This window comes from Streptococcus sp. ZY171113 (assembly GCF_057748235.1).
Window position 1 is genome coordinate 1768933 of record NZ_CM173243.1, and the last position, 17243, is coordinate 1786175.

Consider the following 17243-nt stretch of genomic DNA (forward strand, 5'->3'; position numbering starts at 1 on the left):
TAATAAAAAAGGAGACCCTATGCGATACAACCAATACAGTTACCTGACACCGACCCCTGACAGCCTGACGGCCGATTTCCAGCTCCTGGGCTTTGAGCTTGATCCAGCGGCCAGCGGCAAGGCCAATCTGGAGGCTTTCTTGCGCCGCTTCTTCCACCACTACCCCGACACCGACTACGCCCTCAGCCTCTGGGCGGCCGATGAGGCGACCGACCTCTTGACCTTCTTCAGCTCTGACCGAGACCTGGACGCCGAGGCCTTTACCACCATCCTCTTGCAGGTCCTTGGCTTTGTGCCTGGTGCGGACTTTTCGGATGCCTTGGCTTTTGGGGAAAAGCTGGCGCTGCCCATCGTCTTTTCCGAAGGCAACCTGCTCCCTCAACTCCACCAGCTCCTGGCCACCCGCATGAAAACTGGACTGACGGTGGTTGACCACCTGGTTAGTCAGGGAATTATCCCAGTTGATAACGACTACCACTTTTTCAACGGCAAGAGCCTGGCCACCTTTGACACCAACGACCTGGTGCGTGAGGTCGTCTATGTGGACAGCCAGCTGGACACCGACCAGGACAGCCAGACTGACCTGATTAAGGTGGCCATTATCCGACCAAAGACCAACCACAAGTTGCCCGTCATGATGACGGCCAGCCCCTACCATATGGGGGTCAACGGCCCACTCAGCGAAAAATACCTGAGTAAAATGGAGGGCGAGTTGGCCGTCAAGGAAGCTGGCTCCATCACCGTTGAGCCCCATGAACCTATCTTCCCAGACCACAAGCCATCTGACCTGCCAGAAAGCCCTGCCCTTGAGACCTTCTCCTACATCAACAGCTACACCCTCAACGACTACATGCTGGCGCGGGGCTTTGCCAACATCTATGTCTCTGGTGTCGGCACAGCTGGCTCGACTGGCTTTATGACCTCGGGGGACTACCAGCTCATTGCCTCCTACAAGGCTGTTATCGACTGGCTGGGCGGCCGAGCGGTGGCCTACACCAGCCACAAACGGGACAAGCAGGTTAAGGCTGATTGGGCGACGGGTGACGTGACCACCACGGGCATTTCCTACCTGGGTACCATGTCCACGGGCCTGGCGACCACAGGTGTCGAGGGCCTCAAGGTCATCATCGCTGAGGCTGGCATCAGCTCTTGGTACGACTACTACCGAGAAAACGGCCTGGTCTCAAGCCCTGGTGGCTACCCAGGTGAGGACCTGGACAACCTGACCGTCTTCACTGCCTCACGGAGCATCTTAGCTGGGGATTGGGTCCATAGCAAAGCTAGGTTCGAGGAACTCCTCGCCAAACAGGCCCAGAGCCTGGACCGTGAAACAGGAGACTATAACCAATTCTGGGAAGAACGCAACTACCTGCCCCATGCCCACAAGGTCAAGGCCACCGTGGTTTACACCCACGGCCTCCAAGACTGGAATGTTAAACCAAAACACCTTTACAACATGCTCAGAGCCCTGCCAGAGACGGTAGAAAAACACGCCTTCCTCCACCAGGGTCAACACGTTTACATGAACAACTGGCAGTCCATCGACTTCCGTGAGAGCATGAATGCCCTCCTGACCCAGAAAATCCTGGGCCTGGACAGCAACTACCAGCTACCAGCTATCATCTGGCAGGACAACGCCGCAGAGCAGACCTGGCAGACCCTGGAGGCCTTTGGTCAGGACCAGGCCCGTCAGCTAGACCTGGGACAAGGTGAGCAAGTCATCCACAACCACTATGACCAAGAGACCTTTGACCGCTACTGCAAGTCCTTCCAGGCCTTTAAGGCTGACCTCTTTGAGGGCAAGGCACAGGCTATCAGTCTGGACCTGCCCGTCTCAGAAGCCCTGCTCCTCAACGGTCCTGCCCAAGTGACCCTGACCCTCAAGTCCTCAACCAACAAGGGGCTAGTCTCTGCTCAGCTATTGCACCAAGGAAAAGCCAAACGTCACACGGACACGCCTGGGATGCTGGGGGCCAAGACCATGGACAATGGCCGCAACTTCAACCGTGAGGAGGTGCGGGAGCTGCCCTTTGTCGAGACGGCCAATCGGGTCATCACCAAGGGGGTGCTCAACCTGCAAAACCGTGACGGCCTGCTGGACATCAAACCTGTCCCTGCGGGCGACTGGCTGACGGTTAGCTTTGAGCTCCAGCCAACCATTTACCGCCTGGCTGAAGGGGATGTCCTGCGACTGGTCCTCTACACGACCGACTTTGAGCACACCATTCGGGACAACAGCGACTACCAGCTGACGGTGGATTTGAGCAAGTCCAGCCTGAGTTTGCCTTGTGAAAACTAAGCAAGTTATGCTATAATCACTAGAGTGGCGTCCTATATTACCCGATTGTTAACAGTCTGGTCAATTTTGGTCAACTTCATAAAACTAACAGGGGCTAACCCCTTGACAGGAAAGGAATCTTAGAAATCTCATGATGAACATGCAAAACCTGATGAAACAGGCCCAAAAAATGCAGAAGCAAATGGAAGCCAAACAGGCTGAACTGGCCGGTACAGAATTTGTCGGCAAGTCTGTCCAGGACCTGGTCGTGGCAACTTTGACTGGGGACAAAAAAGTGGTGTCTATCGCCTTCAACCCTGCGGTAGTTGACCCAGAAGACACCGAGACCCTGGCTGAGATGACTGCCCAGGCCATCAACGCTGCCAGCAGCCAAATTGATGAAGCGACCAAGAAAACGCTTGGTGCCTTTGCTGGCAAATTGCCGTTTTAAGACAGATAAAAACGCCCTTTCATTGGAAAAGGGGCGTTTTTGTTTGCCTAGTTACCGCTGACCGAGAGACCTAGCCCAATCAGCATTGAGAGACAGGAGTTCCTGGAGAGGAACAAGTCCTCTACTGGCCGTTTCAGGACCATACTCCGCTGACCATAAGGGAGGATAGGTTGAAATGGCTAGACCAGCCTTAACCTGCTCTGCCATTGGCTCCGCCCCAGTAAACCAAAAAGTTTCATAAAAGAGGGCCAAGCGGTCACTCTGAGCCCACTCTAAAAAGTGCGGGTAGGTCAACTCTAAGTCCTCCCAGGCCAGGGTATCAGGCGCAAAATAATGAACCGTCTGCTGACCATCGTAGAGCGCAAAAAGACCACCAAAGGCGTCCAGGGCAATCAAAGTTCTGGCTGTCGGGTAGATTGTGTGAAAGACTTGATTTTGGGGCAGAAGCCCTTCTTGAGCCCCTAGAAGCAAGAGGCCGTAACCACAATAGCTGTCTTTGAGCTGCAAGGGCTGGTCTAGCAAGGTATCCAACCAGGTCATGGCCTAATCCTCAAAAAGCCCTGCCAGACCAAGTCCTGCAAAAGGGTTGTTGCTGACGGTTTCCTGCTGGTCAATCAGTTTGCGATTGTCATCAAATTCCTTGAAGGCTTCGTAAACCTGGGCGGTCATACGGGCATCTTCTAGGCTGTTGTGGCCCCGGCCCTTAATCTTGAGGAAGTCAGCCACACTCTGCAAACTCAGGCGAGCAATCCCGTTGAGGTCGCTGCTGCGACGTTCAAAGGCCTCGTCATACAAGTCAACCGCATACTGGCCAGCCAGATCCAGGCCATGGGCCTGCAAAATTGGTAGGTCGCTCTTGGCCGCATTGTAGCCAACAAGGGCTGTGTCTCCGATAAAGGCCGCTAACTCGGCCACCACCTGGTCAGCCTTGGGAGCGTCCTTGAGCTTGTCACTGGTGATGCCCGTCAGGCCATTGATAAAACTCTTGAGGGGCTGGTCTGTGTAAACATAGCTATCAAAGTGAGCCACTTCCTGGCCACCGTCAAACTTGACCGCCGACACCTGCAAGAGGTCGTAGTAGTCACCCCGATCGATAAATTCCAAATCAAAGGCCACATAAGTTTCTAAAGTTCTCATCTCTCTACTCCTATCCTAAAAAAGAGCGGTTCAACCACTCTTTTTACCTGCCAGACAGCTACCACTGAGTAGCTCAGCTATTTCTTAAACAAACGGGCAAAAAAGCCTTTTTTCTCAGGTTCAGCTGGCACAGGCGTAGTCACAGCCTCTTGAGCCAAATGTTTGGCCTCGTCCAGCTCCAGCTTGAGGGTATCCCGCTCCTTGAGGGCTGTCAGGGTCAGTTGTTGCTGCTGGTCAATCTGCTTGTCCTTCTCGGCAATCTGCACATCCTTGACCTTGAGTTGCTCCGTCAGCTCAGCCATCTGCTGATCCTTGGCCTTGAGTTGCTCGTAAAGTCGAGTGATTTCCGTGTTCTTCTCGTCCACCAAAATCTCTAAAAACTCCCGGTGCTTGACCTCGTCGCTAATCGGCTCATCCTCAAAAATGGTCTTCTTGTATATCTCTTCCAGCTTGATTAGGCCCGACCGAGTCACAACCGTTACCCCATTCTCGTTTTTCGCCACATCCTCGTCGTCCAAAGTCTTAATCCGATTGTTAATGGCTTGACGACTCACACCCAAAATTTCCGCCAGCTCGCTGACCGTTTTTTCTACTACCATCGCTCTTTCCTCGTTTTTTCTTACCAAAATCATACCATAACCCGCTCTATCTGTCAATTTTCCCACGATTCGGGCAAGCCCAATAGCAGAGCTGACCAGTTTGTGGTACAATGAAAGCATGACACATTTTGATACCATCGTTATCGGAGGCGGCCCTGCTGGCATGATGGCCGCCATCGCCTCCAGCTACTACGGCCAAGCTACCCTCCTTGTGGACAAGAACCGTAAACTCGGCAAAAAACTCTCTGGAACAGGCGGCGGCCGCTGCAACGTGACCAACAACGGTAGTCTGGAAGACCTGATTGCAGGTATTCCAGGCAATGGCCGCTTCCTTTACAGCGTCTTTTCCCAGTTTGACAACCATGACCTGATTAACTTCTTCCAGGAAAATGGGGTCCAGCTCAAGGAAGAGGACCACGGCCGCATGTTCCCTGTGACTGACAAGTCCAAGACCATCATCGACTGCCTGGAAAATAAGATTAAGGAGCTGGGTGGCCAGGTCCGTACCCAGTTCGAGGTGGTCTCGGTCAAAAAAATCGATGACCGCTTCCAGATCAAGTCGGCTGATGATCTGCTGACCTGCGACCGCCTGATTGTGGCCACAGGCGGCAAGTCCTACCCCTCCACAGGCTCGACTGGCTTTGGCCACGACATCGCCCGCCACTTCAAACTGGAGGTGACCGAGCTTGAGGCCGCCGAGAGCCCGCTCTTGACCGACTTCCCCCACAAGACCCTCCAAGGCATTTCCCTGGACGAGGTGACTTTGTCCTACGACAAGCACGTCATCACCCACGACCTGCTTTTTACGCACTTTGGCCTGTCTGGGCCTGCTGCCCTGCGGCTCTCGACCTTCGTCAAGGGTGGAGAGACCATCTTCCTGGATTTTTTGCCCAACCATAGCAGGGCTGACCTGGAAACCTACCTAGAGGACCAGCGGGAGAAGTCCCTCAAAAACGCCCTCAAAGCTCTGTTGCCAGAGCGGGTAGCAGACTTTATCGCTCAGCCATTTCCCGAAAAAGTCAAACAGCTGACCCACAAGGAACGTGAAAGCCTCTTGGAAAGCCTCAAAAACCTGGCCATCCCTGTGACCGGCAAGATGAGCCTGGCCAAGTCCTTTGTGACCAAGGGCGGCGTGGACCTTCGAGAAATCAATCCCAAAACCCTGGAAAGCAAAAAGGTCCCTGGTCTCCACTTTGTCGGCGAGGTGCTGGATATCAACGCCCATACGGGCGGCTTCAACATCACTTCCGCCCTCTGTGGCGGCTGGGTGGCTGGTAGTTTGCATTTTTAAGCCAAACGGGCTTTCGACCTGGTTGAAAACCCGTTTTTTTTATAGAACGTAGGCCTTGACGGCTTGGGCTACTCCCGCTTCGTCGTTAGTCCCCGTCACGTAGCGGGCTGACCGCTTAACATGCTCCTCGCTGTTGCCCATGGCCACGCTATGACCGGCATAGGCCAGCATTTCCAGGTCGTTGTTGGCATCACCGATGGCCATGACGTCTTCTGGGGAATAGCCGAGCTGGTCAGCCAGTTCTGCCAGAGCAGAGGCCTTGGTTGCCCCTTGGGGCAGGGTTTCAAAGATGTAGTGCTGACTTCTGACCGTACTAAAACGCTCTGCCAACTGGGCTTCATACTGGGCCTGGAAGGGGTCAAGGTACTCAGCCTCACCCACAATCATGGCCTCGAAGTAAACCGTGTCCCTGCTCAGCAATTCCTCCAAGGTCACACAAACGGGCTCGGTATAAACCAAGGAGGCGTCCCAGTGGATAATGGGCAGGGCCTCATCGGCCACGACAAAGTAATGGTCACGGTCAAAGGCTGTCAACTGAACGCCAGGAACGTCCTTCTGGAGGTCGTAGAGGTAGCGGATCTCGTCGGCAGTCAGGTGGCGGTCAGCCACCAGCTCCAAATCCTTAATCTTGTGAGTGGAGCAGCCATTGTTGACGATGATGTAGTCGTCATCGGTCAGGCCCAGCTGGTCGATGAAGGGCTTGACCCCAACCAGAGGTCGGCCGGTGCAGAGCACCACCTTGACCCCAGCCTGGGCGGCCTTTTGCAGGGCCTCGATGTTGGCTTGGGGCAATTCTTTCTTGCTGTTGAGCAGGGTGCCATCCATATCGATGGCAATCAGTTTAATGGTCATGTCGTGTCCTTTCTGAAACCGTTTTATAGCACCATTATACCACAAATCAGCCTGGTCTGCTGACTTTAATCGACAGACCGGTCCTTCCGCCAATTAGCCTTGGGCAGGTGCCAACCCTGCTTGTAGCCCAGCATACGGAAGATAACCAAGAGCACAGCTAGGGTATAGTAGCCAGCATCGCTGCTGACCACCTGGAAGTGGATCAGCACCGCTGCCAGAATGGACCAGCCGGCATAAATCTCACTCTGGAGAACACCTGGCTTGCGACCTGCCAAAACATCACGGATAATCCCGCCTCCAGAACCCGTCAAGACCGCTGCCACAATCAGGGCACTCAGGGGCTGGTCCAAACGCTGGGCATGCAGGGCACCTTGGATGGAAAAGGCCGCCAGACCGATGGCATCGGTCAGAACACCCACCCGCTTCCATTGCTTGTCCACCAGGTGGGGTAGGAAAAAGACCAGCAAGATGGAGCCAATGGCCCAGTTGAACTCGATTTCCTGGCCCCAGAGAGCCGACATGGGCAGGCCAATCAAGAGGTTGCGGATGGTACCGCCCCCAAAGGCCGTCATAAAACCCAGGGTAAAGACCCCTAGAATGTCAAACTCTTCCTCCATAGCCATCATGGCCCCTGAAATGGCAAAGGCCACCGTTCCAATAATGTTCAAAATTCCCCAGATATCCATGACTTGTCCTCTCACTTGTTCTCCTTCTAGTTTATCATGGTATCCGAAAAATAGCTATTAGATTTTGCCTATAAGGGCTTATAACAAGGACAAAAATCAGAAAAAGACTGGAAATAACCAGCCTTTTTTGTTCTATTCTTAACAAACCTTAATAGACAAGGCAGTTGTCACCCTTAAACTTCCTTGCCCAACTGGAACTTGGTGCCCTTGAGGGCTCGGTTCATGGTCATCTTCCAGGCGGTGCCTGTCACGGTCACCTGTCCCTTGTCCAAATCAACAGCCACCTGATCAACCGCCTTGAGGCTGCTGAGTTTTTCCGTCACGGTCGTCACACAACCTTGGCATTTCATACCGCTTACTTCATACGTTCGTTTCATTTTACCATTTCTTTCGTTTTAATCGGAGGGTGTTGGCAATGACCGACACCGAGCTCAGGCTCATGGCCAGACCAGCCAACATAGGATTGAGCAGAGGCCCACCAAAAAGATAGAGCAGGCCCATAGCCACCGGAATGGCCAGTACATTGTAAATAAAGGCCAGGAAAAGATTTTGCTTGATAGCCTTGAGAGTCTCGCGACTGATGGCAAAAACCTTGAGGAGCCCAGCCAAATCAGCCGTCATCAGAACCACATCCGCCGCCTCGACAGCGATATCGGCACCCGCTCCGATGGCAATACCTACATCCGCCACGGTCAGGGCTGGGGCATCATTGATACCATCCCCCACCATAGCCACCTTACGACCTTTGGCCTGCAAGTCAGCCACCACGCTGGCCTTGTCTTGCGGTAGCACCTGGCTGATCACCTCGCTGATGCCCACTTCTTGGGCAATGGCTTGCGCTGTTTTCTCATGGTCACCGGTCAACATGACCACCGACAGACCTGCCGCCTTGAGCTTGGCCACCGTTGCTGGCGCTTCTGGCCGAATGGTGTCTGCCACCGTCAAGAGGCCCAAGAGTTGGCCCTCTCTAGCTAGGAAAATCGGTGTCTGACCCGCCGCCGTCGCTACTGCGACAGCAGGCTGAGCAGTCGACAAATCAATCCCCTGCTCCACCATCAGTCGGTCATTGCCCAGCCAGTAGTCCTGCTCGGCTATTGTCCCAAATAAGCCGTAGCCAGCCAGAGTGTCCAGCTGGTCCACAGGCAGGAGGGCCAAATCAGCTGCTGCTGCCGCTTCCAAGATAGCCACACTCAGGGGGTGCTGGGACAACTGCTCCAGAGAGGCCGCCAGCTGCAAGACCTCGGTCTCGCTAGCTCCGTAGGCCTGGCAGGTCACCAGCTGGGGCTTGCCCAAGGTCAGGGTGCCTGTCTTGTCCAAGACCACCGTGTCCACCTGATGGGCCAGCTCCAGCATGTCACCCCGCTTGTAGAGGATGCCCTGCTCGGCCGCCAGACCCGTGCCTACCATGATGGCGGTCGGCGTGGCCAGTCCCAAGGCACAAGGGCAGGCGATAACCAAAACTGCTAAGCTCGTGGTCAGGGCAAAGGCAGGCGTCTGGCCCATACCCAACCACCAAAAGAGGAAGGTCAAACCAGCCAAAGCCATAACCGCAGGCACAAAGACCCGCGAGACCTGGTCGGCCAGCTTGGCAATAGGAGGCTTGCTGCTTTGAGCTTCCTCTACCAACTGAATAATCTGAGCCAGCAGGGTCTCCGAACCGATTTTTTCTGCTCGGTACCGGAGGCTCCCCTGACCGTTGATGCTACCAGCGTAAACAGGCGAACCGACGCTTTTCTCAACAGGCATGGCCTCACCGGTCAAGAGGCTCTCATCGATGGCCGACTGGCCCCAGATGACCTGGCCGTCCACCGCCACCTTTTCGCCTGCTGCCAACTCAATCTCATCACCGACCACCAAATCCTCAATAGGCAGGCGGTAGGTCTGACCATCCCGTCGCACCGTGGCCTCCTTGGCCGATAGATGGAGGAGTTTTTTCAGAGCTTGCGAAGTCCGCCCCTTGGACAGGGTTTCCAGATACTTACCAAAGGTCATCAGGGTCAAAATCACCGCCACCGCCTCAAAATAAAGGTCGTGGGCGTGGTGACCGTGACCAGCCAAGACAGGACGAGCCGCATTGAAACTGTAAAGCAGGGCCGCAAAACAAGCCACCGCCACCAGACTATCCATATTGGGATGGCCTTTGAAAAGGGCCTTGAAGCCCCGCTTGAAGAAGCCCAGAGACAAACCAACAACTGGCAGGGTCAAGAGGATATTGGCCCAGACATAGGTGACTGGCGACTGGTCAGGCGATAAAGCCGCAGGAACCGGCAAGCCCACCATGCTGCCCATGGTCAGGTAAAAGAGAGGTAAGGTAAAGACTGCCGACCAGATTAAAGACCGCTTTAGCCGACCCAAATGGGCCTCCTCACGCTCCTCCTGACTGGGGCTGGTTCCCGCCTCATAGACCTGGGCCTCATAGCCCGCCTGCTCAACCGCCGCCAAGATGGCTTGGTCGCTGAGGCTGTCGGCCCGCGCCACCGTTAATTTTTCCGTGGTCAAATTGACCGTTGCCACAGATATCCCGTCCAGCTGGGCCACCGCCCGCTCGACCGTTCCTGCACAGGTTGCGCAGGTCATTCCTGACACCAAAAATTCTTGTTTAGCCATGACACCCTCCTCCACAAGCACATTGACCCGGCCTGCACAGACAAGGCACCCGGTCAACAAGCCTTTCTTTTTTTGACAATAGCAGAGCTTCTAAGCCAGCCACATCATCCGCTGTCATAGGCAGGTCTGCTAAAACCTGACTGAGCAAGCTCAGGTGCTGCCGCTGGCAAATCTTGCCCAAGAGACCAGTCAACTGATCTTGATTGGCCTGACTTTGAGCCACCAAGGCCTCGTACTGAAACTGGCGACCAGACTTCGTCGTTTGCAGGTAGCCCTTGTCCACCAAGCGGGCCAGGAGGGTCTTGGTGGTCGAGGCCGACCAGGCCAATTTGTCCTCTAAAACAGTAACAAGCTGGGAAGATGAGCTGGCAGGTCTGGCCCAGACCGCCCGCATGACTTCCCATTCCGAAGGGGATATGGTCATTGATTGCTCCTTTCATCTACATTTGTAGATTTATTTTACCATGAGCTGGTTGTTCTGTCAAGTTAAATATCTACATTTGTAAACAAAAACTTCTGCTCTGCTATTTCCCCCAAAAAAGAAAAGGCTGGGAAATCAGCCCAGCTCAAATCATGTTTCTTAGAAATCCGCCACGTTGTGGTAAACTTTTTGCACGTCGTCGTCGTTCTCAAGAGCGTCAACCAGCTTTTCAAAAATGGCCAAGTCCTCATCAGACAGGGTCACCTCGCTCTGAGGAATCATCTCAAGCTCGGTCACTTGGAAGTCGCTAATGCCAGCTGCACGCAGGGCTTCAAGGCCCTTGTGGAGGTCAGTTGGAGCCGTGTAAACGGTGATGGTGCCTTCTTCAGCTTCCACATCGTCCACCTCAACGTCCGCCTCAAGCAGGGTCTCAAAAATGCTGTCGGCATCATCGCCCGCAAAAACGATGACCCCTTTTTTGTCGAACATGAAGGACACCGCACCCGCAGCACCCATGTTACCACCGTTCTTACCGAAGGCCGTGCGGACATTGGCTGCCGTCCGGTTAACGTTAGAAGTCAGGGTGTCAACGATAAGCATGGAACCGTTAGGACCAAAGCCCTCGTAACGGCCCTCAACGAAGGTCTCGTCGGTTTTACCCTTGGCCTTGTCGATGGCACGGTCAATGATGTGCTTAGGCACCTGTGCCTGCTTGGCCCGCTCCAAAACAAAACGCAGGCTGGCGTTGGTCTCAGGGTCTGGATCGCCCTGCTTGGCTGCTACATAAATCTCAACGCCAAATTTAGCGTAAACCTTCGAGTTGGCACCGTCTTTTGCGGTCTTCTTGGCAACAATGTTTGCCCACTTACGTCCCATGGGAAGTCTCCTTTTGATTGGTTGTGTTTTTGGAAATAGCAGAGCTGATGACCAGCTCCTACTTTGCCTTACTATTATAGCATAGACCGACCCTTTTTTTCAAACCAACCACTAAAAATTATTAGGGGAGAAACGAACCGGCACCCGTACCCAGTTCTGCTCAGGCAGGTCAGGGTTGCCTAGTCGGTAAATCTGGTCAGCTTGTTGGGTCAGCTGGTCCCAGGGCTCCTTGCCGATGCGGCTGACCAGCTGGACCTGGCCCTTAACCTGAGACAAGTGGGCTTGCCCGGCTGGGCTAAAGCCCAATACCCGCACGGCTGTGGGCAGCTGGGCCTCCCTGGCCTGAACCAGGATATAGGCCAGAACCCGCCGCACCCTGGCCTTGGTGTAACGTTTCGTTGAAACTTGCTCGACCAGTTCTTCCACGGTCTGGCTACTGGCAATAGCAGAGCGGAGACGGCTGGCCAGTTCTGGATTGACCTGATAGGTGCTGGTTAGGTCTGGGTTAGTTAGAATTTGGTAGCGGAGCAGAGGGAAATAGTCCTGCCAGGACACCTTGGGTGCCTCTAGGAACAGGCTGGCAGCTGGGCTTACCCTGTGGACAAAGGCTGCATCAGACTGAAACTTTCTGATGGCTGTCGCTGAGGCAAACTGCTCTGCCATTTCCTCCGAATGAAACCCAGCTCCCTGCCGCTGAATGGGGCAGAGGCAGATGTCTTTGCCTGCCACGGCCTTGGCGTAGGCCAGACCCAAAATGTGGTTGGGAGTGTCACCAGTAAAATCAAGCCCTGTAAAGTGCTGCCACATGGCCTGGGCCTTTTCGGGGTAGGAAAGCTGGTCGGGGAGGGCCGCCAAATAGGCGTCCATCTCTGTTCCACGGCAAGCGTAGGTGTCGGCCACGGCCTGGTAGTCCAAAGGGGTCTCCGTGCCGAACACCAGGCGGTCAATGCCCAGACCAGCCAGGATGTCCACCGCCCCCTGGGCAAAGTAGTCCGCCGACTGGACGGCTACCAGAAAAGGCAGCTCCACCACCAAGTCAGCTCCGTTAGCAAGAGCCATCTGGGTTCGGGTCCACTTGTCCACAATGGCAGGCTCCCCCCGCTGGGTAAAGTTGCCCGACATGGCCACGATTTTGAGCCCTTTCGCCTGATCCAAGAGGTACTTGTGCCCATTATGGAAGGGATTAAATTCTGCGATAATGCCTGAAATGGTCATGGAGTGGCCTTTCTAACGACTAAGGGAAATCTACTCCTTCTATTATACCACATGAGGCAGGGGAAACGAATTCGAGGACAGGAACCTATCCAGACTTGCCGCTACTGGACACCAGCAACTCATCGTCGTTCTGAAATTTGTCCGAAAAAATTTGGAGTGAAAAAACATCCTCACAAACTGCGAGGACGAACAATAACGGTGAAAAATAACCTCGCAAATTGCGAGACCGAACAATAACGGTGAAAAATAGCCATGCAAATTGCGAGACCGAACGATAACGGTGAAAAATAACCTCGCAAACTGCGAGAGCGAACGATATCTGTGAAAAATAGCTACGCAAACTGCGAGGACGAACAATATCTGTGAAAAATAGCTACGCAAACTGCGAGGACGAACAATATCTGTGAAAAACAGCTGCGCAAACTGCAAGGACGAACAATATCTGTGAAAAATAGCCATGCAAATTGCGAGGCCGAACGATAACTATGAAAAATAGCCATACAAACTGCGAGAGCAACTAATAACGGTGAAAAAAAGCCTCACAACTGACGAGGTAACCTTATAACTAGCAAACTAAGCTATCCTGCTGGGATAGGAAATAATAGTTGTTTTTTTCAGCACTAAAGGAATTTTTTACGGAACAATTACGAATAAGTAAATAAGAAATCTTATTTCTCAAAAAATATCAAAGGAGGTCGTCATCATGACCCAATCTATTTCTTTAAATACAGGCCAACTGAGCCAAGCGGGTTTTATTCAGCTAATTAGTAGTTCGGTCGATAACCTGGAACAAAAGCAAGTGGTTTCTACTGACCCTATGGTTACCACTCTGTTGGGACGGCTAAAGACCAACCTGCCTCTCTTGCAGGCCAGTCTCAAGCAAAAACGAGGCTCGTTGTTGACCCAAACCATTTCCCAAACCCAACGGGAACGCAATGGAGACATTGTTGCCCTTGTCTCTGCCCTAAAAAGTTACCGTCAAAGCAGGCTTCCTGATAAGCTAGCGGCCTATCAAGAACTCATGCCCCTAGCTAACCATTATAAGGAAATGACACGGGTCAACATGGAGGACAGTATGGCCTTGGTCACTTCTTTTCTGACTAAACTGGCCGAGGAACCTCGTCTGACTGCGGTTAAAACCTTGGGCTTGACCGAATTTGTCACCAACCTCAAGGACAGTCAAGAAAAACTCTACCAACTCTATCTCAACCGCTCCCAAGAAGTAACTGATAAACCTAGCCTGAAAAGCTCTGCCATTCGTCAGAGCATCACCAAAGACTACAATCTGCTCTATAAGCACCTGCAAACCAAGCTGACTATCACCCCAGAGGACCCCGATAAAATTATCTTTTTGCTCCTCAACGACATCCGCAAGGACCATGCGGACAATGTGAAACGTCGCAAGCCTAAGCCAGGCCTCACCCATAAGGAGAAGATTGAAACCACGGCATAAAAATTTACCCCCAGTCCTGAATAGGGCTGGGGGTGGGTTGTTTTTGGGGGAGAGGGGTTTCTACCTCAGGGAAGCAAAACGCTTAAATTCTCCCTCAGTCACTAATGCCTTAAAGAAATCATCCAAAGGTTTAGTCGATTTTAAAAGCTGATTACTGGTATTGGCCAGAACAAGAGCATCACGGAAATACTCGGCATTTTCTGCAAAAGGGGTATTATCAACAGCAATTCCAAGCGAGCAAAGATAAAGCTCTGTAAAAACGGCAATCGTCCTAGTGTTCCCCTCTTCAAAAGGATGAATCTGCCAAAGTCCAGAAATAAAGGACTGGACAGCATGAACCTGCTCTTCACGACCAAGCGCCTTGTAGTCTTTTTTCTCTTCTTGGCTAAAGTCATAGTCCAGGGTATCAACAATGAGGCTACTTGCCGTATATAAAACAGAATCGCCATTCAAAACAGGTTCGTCCTTACGAATATCATAAGTCCGATACTCCCCAGCCTTCATGAGCGGGGGCAGAACACCATCAAAGAGGAAGCGATGGATAGACTTTAGGACGTAAGGTCTGAGGATAAAGTCGCCCTTTTCCAAGAGTTCTACAATCCGCACCGAGACAATGTCAGCCTCCTTAGTCCGATTGACATCCTCTGTCTGTTCGTAATAGGTTTCTAGCTTTTCATAGATAGTCGGGAAATCTGCTTTGCCCTTGATACTGTCCTTAGACAAGTCTCGAACATAGGCTGACGGGGTCAGACCATCCGTTTTTTGCAGACCAAAAGCCACATCCCAAAGTTTCTTTTTGTATTCAGGACTAGATTTATAAATAATTTTTTCGTAAGTTGGTTGCATGGTAGAACTCCTAATTATTTAAACCAGAAAATACCTATCACAGAAATACCAATCCACAATAAAGAGATGATTCCTGACCAAATATTAATGTCTTTTTTTACATCACTTAAATTCTTGACATTAAATACAGTTTCCAGTTCTTTTACTGAATAATATTCCTCAAAATTATTTTTTAGCTTATCTAATGTCTTTTCATAAGCTTGTAGCACAAAATAATTTTTAACATTAGTTAAAATACAATATATAACAGAACAAACCATGGTTATCCTTATAATCTTATTAACATCTGGAGTAAATATTGATTCTAATTTTTTCTCTTCTAATATAGTTGGAAGTAAAGTTGTCGCTAAAAATATCCCAACAGCAACAATATTATAGAAAAATCTTTCTACAATAGTTACTTTAATCTGAGATAGCTCCTGTAAAGTAGACGTAATGAATTCGGCCGTTTCTTTCTTAACTTCAAAATATTTCTCTATTTTTTCCTTTATTGCTACGTTATATGTTTTTTGAATAAGATCGATTATTTCAGAATCAACGCTTAACTCATTTTTTAGATTCAGAGCTAAAACATTTCTTGTAATCATTGCCTTGTCTAAATAATTATCATCTGCTACTATCCATTTATAAAGGTCAACAATAGCTGGATTATATTCAATGTCATGAATAGGAATAGTTAATTTTTGAATCCGATCATGAGACATTTTAACAACAATGTTCTCGCTCTCAACACTTCCCTCATACCCAATATAGAGGATCGATAGCATCGTTACAATTTTATTAAATAAAGTTACTATCTGATTTTTCTGTTCCATTTTAGTAAGTCGAAAATCTTCAGGTAACAACCTATATTCTGAAATATTGAAAAAACGACTCAGGTATTCAGTCCTCGATAACTTCATTCTTCTATCAGATGTAACAACCGAACAGGACGTTTGAACTGGTATGAATGAAATATATTCTGTCGAAAATGCAAAAAAGTTATTATGCCTCACTTCAAAAATAAGTCTATTTTTCGAAACTTGAAAATAATCCGAGATTTTCTTAAGAACATCTAACAATGGCAATGAACAAATCTTTGACTCAAAGGTTTCAAATGAATAAATTGATAAGGTTTGATTTATCAATTGCTTCCTAACTTCAAGAGTTATAATTAATAGTTCATCTGCCTCTATTACGTTCTCGTTATAAAAATCAAAAATAATATCCTGACGATATTGTGAAAGGATACTACCTTCATCCAAGTTTTCACTACGAATGGAAATCTCTAAAGTGTCCCTCTCTGAGATTGCGTCAAAAATTGACTTAATCAGACTATCCAGTCGTTCTACTGGACCAGAAAATTCAAAACTTGCTTGATACCGCCTGAAATATTCTTCGTCCTTAAAATTACTGTAGGTTGAGATTAATTCACTAAGCATAATCATCACGACGTTTTATCCTTAGTAATGGTTCTTTTGAATGAATCAAAAGTCTCTTGGTCATCAATGTTAATAATTAATTGCTTGCCATGGTTAGGATCTTCTTTCGCTTGAATAACATGTTCGATGTTATCAATTGCATCTGTAATCAATAGACTTAGACCGTGACGAAGAGGTAGTGTTTTCTTGATACGAACATTCAATACGGAGTGTTTCGATTCAAAAATCGTATCGAAGCCTCCACTTTTTCTTTTTGGTAATTTTTCAAGCTCCTCAAACAACTCAGCCTTAAATTCGTCATTGAACTTCTCATTATCGGACTGATATTGACCTACAATTTCTGAAATCATATCGTTATAATCTAAAGCCCCACCTCTGCGGTAGTAGTTTACAAAAGCATTGCGAAGAATTTGGTAATCATTGGGAAAGTATTTCTTTACTTCTTTTCCCAGCAACTTATCAATTGCATTAAAGGAGCGTTTGGTATTAACTTCATCATCAGTCATCTCATCTAACGATAGGAACCTGTGATGCCAATAGGTTGAATTATTATTTGAATAAACATCTGCTAAATAATAATTATCACCCGCTTCTCCTTCAATTTCTACCAATGTAAAGAGACATGATTTCCACAACCGTTTAACTTCTTTTATAATACCTCTAGCGATACTAACGTCATCTGTCTTTAGCATAGAAACAACTTCAACTTTTGACAATAAAAACTTATCAACTTGTTCTTCCTCATCTCTAAGCAAAACAAGAAGCAACTCACCTTTCTGAATTTTATTTAAATGCCCAGATTGACTATCTACATCTGCTTCAATGCTAACTAACCGTTTAGCAACCTTTAATAACTGACTATCTGCATTATCTATAAAACCTTCGTCTGTTAATGAAACATTATATAATTTGATAATACTCGTGATGACTTCTTTATTTGTTGAACGTGTTCTATATTGCTTTGTTGATTTGTTCATCTGAATTTCTTCAATAATTCCATTAACAAATTCATCAACTTCTGTCTCATCATCTTCATGAGAAATATCTAGATTTTCTACTTCTCCTGTGCTGGTTCTAAATAACCATTTTTTTAAGATTTCCATAATTACT

General features: G+C 49.7%; 17 protein-coding genes. 4 read left to right on the forward strand and 13 right to left on the reverse strand.

Features of this window, described 5'->3' with window-relative positions; translation table 11 throughout:
• Positions 1–19 precede the first annotated feature (19 nt).
• Both AC3ARB_RS08385 and AC3ARB_RS08390 read left to right on the forward strand, forming a co-directional pair.
• The gene (locus tag AC3ARB_RS08385; protein WP_488320117.1) at positions 20–2299 is read left to right on the forward strand and encodes a Xaa-Pro dipeptidyl-peptidase; all 2280 of its coding nucleotides are present in this window, start codon (positions 20–22) and stop codon (positions 2297–2299) included.
• Positions 2300–2429: 130 nt separating this feature from the next.
• A complete protein-coding gene (locus AC3ARB_RS08390) occupies positions 2430–2729 on the forward strand; it encodes a YbaB/EbfC family nucleoid-associated protein (protein ID WP_488320118.1) in 300 nt (99 codons plus the stop codon).
• A 51-nt stretch (positions 2730–2780) separates the two neighbouring features.
• Here AC3ARB_RS08390 and AC3ARB_RS08395 read toward each other — a convergent pair whose 3' ends face one another.
• From AC3ARB_RS08395 to AC3ARB_RS08405, 3 genes are all read right to left on the reverse strand, one after another.
• A complete protein-coding gene (locus AC3ARB_RS08395; RefSeq protein WP_488320119.1) occupies positions 2781–3269 on the reverse strand; it encodes a DUF2625 family protein in 489 nt (162 codons plus the stop codon).
• A gap of 3 nt (positions 3270–3272) precedes the next feature.
• Positions 3273–3866: a 3'-5' exonuclease gene (locus AC3ARB_RS08400; RefSeq protein WP_488320120.1), complete on the reverse strand. Its 594-nt coding sequence runs from the start codon at positions 3864–3866 to the stop codon at positions 3273–3275.
• Between the two features lie 77 nt (positions 3867–3943).
• Positions 3944–4465, reverse strand: coding sequence for a DUF536 domain-containing protein (locus tag AC3ARB_RS08405; protein WP_488320121.1), 522 nt, complete (start codon positions 4463–4465; stop codon positions 3944–3946).
• 118 nt (positions 4466–4583) lie between these two features.
• On the opposite strand from AC3ARB_RS08405, the gene aao reads away from it, so the two are divergent.
• Positions 4584–5756 (forward strand): aminoacetone oxidase, encoded by a 1173-nt coding sequence (aao, locus tag AC3ARB_RS08410; protein WP_488320122.1) that lies wholly within the window; start codon positions 4584–4586, stop codon positions 5754–5756.
• Between the two features lie 39 nt (positions 5757–5795).
• Here the strand turns inward: aao and AC3ARB_RS08415 are convergent, their stop codons facing one another.
• The 7 genes from AC3ARB_RS08415 to AC3ARB_RS08445 all read right to left on the reverse strand — a co-directional run bounded on the left by AC3ARB_RS08415 (position 5796) and on the right by AC3ARB_RS08445 (position 12413).
• Entirely contained in the window at positions 5796–6608 is an 813-nt protein-coding gene (locus AC3ARB_RS08415) for a Cof-type HAD-IIB family hydrolase (RefSeq protein WP_488320123.1), read from the reverse strand.
• A gap of 65 nt (positions 6609–6673) precedes the next feature.
• Positions 6674–7294, reverse strand: a complete 621-nt coding sequence (locus AC3ARB_RS08420; RefSeq protein WP_488320124.1) for a trimeric intracellular cation channel family protein — start codon at positions 7292–7294, stop codon at positions 6674–6676.
• Positions 7295–7467: 173 nt separating this feature from the next.
• A complete protein-coding gene (locus tag AC3ARB_RS08425; protein ID WP_488320125.1) occupies positions 7468–7671 on the reverse strand; it encodes a heavy-metal-associated domain-containing protein in 204 nt (67 codons plus the stop codon).
• 1 nt (position 7672) lies between these two features.
• Positions 7673–9901 (reverse strand): heavy metal translocating P-type ATPase, encoded by a 2229-nt coding sequence (locus AC3ARB_RS08430; protein ID WP_488320126.1) that lies wholly within the window; start codon positions 9899–9901, stop codon positions 7673–7675.
• On the reverse strand, positions 9894–10325 hold the full coding sequence (locus AC3ARB_RS08435) for a CopY/TcrY family copper transport repressor (protein ID WP_488320127.1): 432 nt from the start codon (positions 10323–10325) through the stop codon (positions 9894–9896). Before AC3ARB_RS08435 ends, AC3ARB_RS08430 begins: the two co-directional genes overlap by 8 nt.
• A 156-nt stretch (positions 10326–10481) precedes the next feature.
• Positions 10482–11198: a YebC/PmpR family DNA-binding transcriptional regulator gene (locus AC3ARB_RS08440; RefSeq protein ID WP_488320128.1), complete on the reverse strand. Its 717-nt coding sequence runs from the start codon at positions 11196–11198 to the stop codon at positions 10482–10484.
• A gap of 111 nt (positions 11199–11309) precedes the next feature.
• Positions 11310–12413 carry a nucleotidyltransferase gene (locus tag AC3ARB_RS08445; RefSeq protein ID WP_488320129.1) on the reverse strand — a complete coding sequence of 368 codons (1104 nt, stop codon included), beginning with the start codon at positions 12411–12413 and terminating at the stop codon, positions 11310–11312.
• Between the two features lie 703 nt (positions 12414–13116).
• Here AC3ARB_RS08445 and AC3ARB_RS08450 point away from each other — a divergent pair.
• Positions 13117–13866 carry a DUF6261 family protein gene (locus AC3ARB_RS08450; RefSeq protein WP_488320130.1) on the forward strand — a complete coding sequence of 250 codons (750 nt, stop codon included), beginning with the start codon at positions 13117–13119 and terminating at the stop codon, positions 13864–13866.
• A 60-nt stretch (positions 13867–13926) separates the two neighbouring features.
• Here AC3ARB_RS08450 and AC3ARB_RS08455 read toward each other — a convergent pair whose 3' ends face one another.
• The 3 genes from AC3ARB_RS08455 to AC3ARB_RS08465 are packed head-to-tail and all read right to left on the reverse strand — an operon-like array spanning position 13927 to position 17236.
• Positions 13927–14712, reverse strand: coding sequence for a Fic family protein (locus AC3ARB_RS08455; RefSeq protein ID WP_488320131.1), 786 nt, complete (start codon positions 14710–14712; stop codon positions 13927–13929).
• A 14-nt stretch (positions 14713–14726) separates the two neighbouring features.
• Positions 14727–16142, reverse strand: coding sequence for a hypothetical protein (locus tag AC3ARB_RS08460; protein WP_488320132.1), 1416 nt, complete (start codon positions 16140–16142; stop codon positions 14727–14729).
• The gene (locus tag AC3ARB_RS08465) at positions 16139–17236 is read right to left on the reverse strand and encodes a hypothetical protein (protein WP_488320133.1); all 1098 of its coding nucleotides are present in this window, start codon (positions 17234–17236) and stop codon (positions 16139–16141) included. The genes AC3ARB_RS08460 and AC3ARB_RS08465 overlap by 4 nt, the downstream gene beginning before the upstream one ends.
• Positions 17237–17243 lie beyond the last annotated feature (7 nt).

What these genes read in the sequence shown, in the direction of transcription:
- AC3ARB_RS08385 (WP_488320117.1), top strand. Translation starts at nt 20, where the DNA reads ATGCGATACAACCAATACAGTTACCTGACACCGACCCCTGACAGCCTG.
- AC3ARB_RS08390 (WP_488320118.1), top strand. Translation starts at nt 2,430, where the DNA reads ATGATGAACATGCAAAACCTGATGAAACAGGCCCAAAAAATGCAGAAG.
- AC3ARB_RS08395 (WP_488320119.1), bottom strand. Translation starts at nt 3,269, where the DNA reads ATGACCTGGTTGGATACCTTGCTAGACCAGCCCTTGCAGCTCAAAGAC.
- AC3ARB_RS08400 (WP_488320120.1), bottom strand. Translation starts at nt 3,866, where the DNA reads ATGAGAACTTTAGAAACTTATGTGGCCTTTGATTTGGAATTTATCGAT.
- AC3ARB_RS08405 (WP_488320121.1), bottom strand. Translation starts at nt 4,465, where the DNA reads ATGGTAGTAGAAAAAACGGTCAGCGAGCTGGCGGAAATTTTGGGTGTG.
- aao (WP_488320122.1), top strand. Translation starts at nt 4,584, where the DNA reads ATGACACATTTTGATACCATCGTTATCGGAGGCGGCCCTGCTGGCATG.
- AC3ARB_RS08415 (WP_488320123.1), bottom strand. Translation starts at nt 6,608, where the DNA reads ATGACCATTAAACTGATTGCCATCGATATGGATGGCACCCTGCTCAAC.
- AC3ARB_RS08420 (WP_488320124.1), bottom strand. Translation starts at nt 7,294, where the DNA reads ATGGATATCTGGGGAATTTTGAACATTATTGGAACGGTGGCCTTTGCC.
- AC3ARB_RS08425 (WP_488320125.1), bottom strand. Translation starts at nt 7,671, where the DNA reads ATGAAACGAACGTATGAAGTAAGCGGTATGAAATGCCAAGGTTGTGTG.
- AC3ARB_RS08430 (WP_488320126.1), bottom strand. Translation starts at nt 9,901, where the DNA reads ATGGCTAAACAAGAATTTTTGGTGTCAGGAATGACCTGCGCAACCTGT.
- AC3ARB_RS08435 (WP_488320127.1), bottom strand. Translation starts at nt 10,325, where the DNA reads ATGACCATATCCCCTTCGGAATGGGAAGTCATGCGGGCGGTCTGGGCC.
- AC3ARB_RS08440 (WP_488320128.1), bottom strand. Translation starts at nt 11,198, where the DNA reads ATGGGACGTAAGTGGGCAAACATTGTTGCCAAGAAGACCGCAAAAGAC.
- AC3ARB_RS08445 (WP_488320129.1), bottom strand. Translation starts at nt 12,413, where the DNA reads ATGACCATTTCAGGCATTATCGCAGAATTTAATCCCTTCCATAATGGG.
- AC3ARB_RS08450 (WP_488320130.1), top strand. Translation starts at nt 13,117, where the DNA reads ATGACCCAATCTATTTCTTTAAATACAGGCCAACTGAGCCAAGCGGGT.
- AC3ARB_RS08455 (WP_488320131.1), bottom strand. Translation starts at nt 14,712, where the DNA reads ATGCAACCAACTTACGAAAAAATTATTTATAAATCTAGTCCTGAATAC.
- AC3ARB_RS08465 (WP_488320133.1), bottom strand. Translation starts at nt 17,236, where the DNA reads ATGGAAATCTTAAAAAAATGGTTATTTAGAACCAGCACAGGAGAAGTA.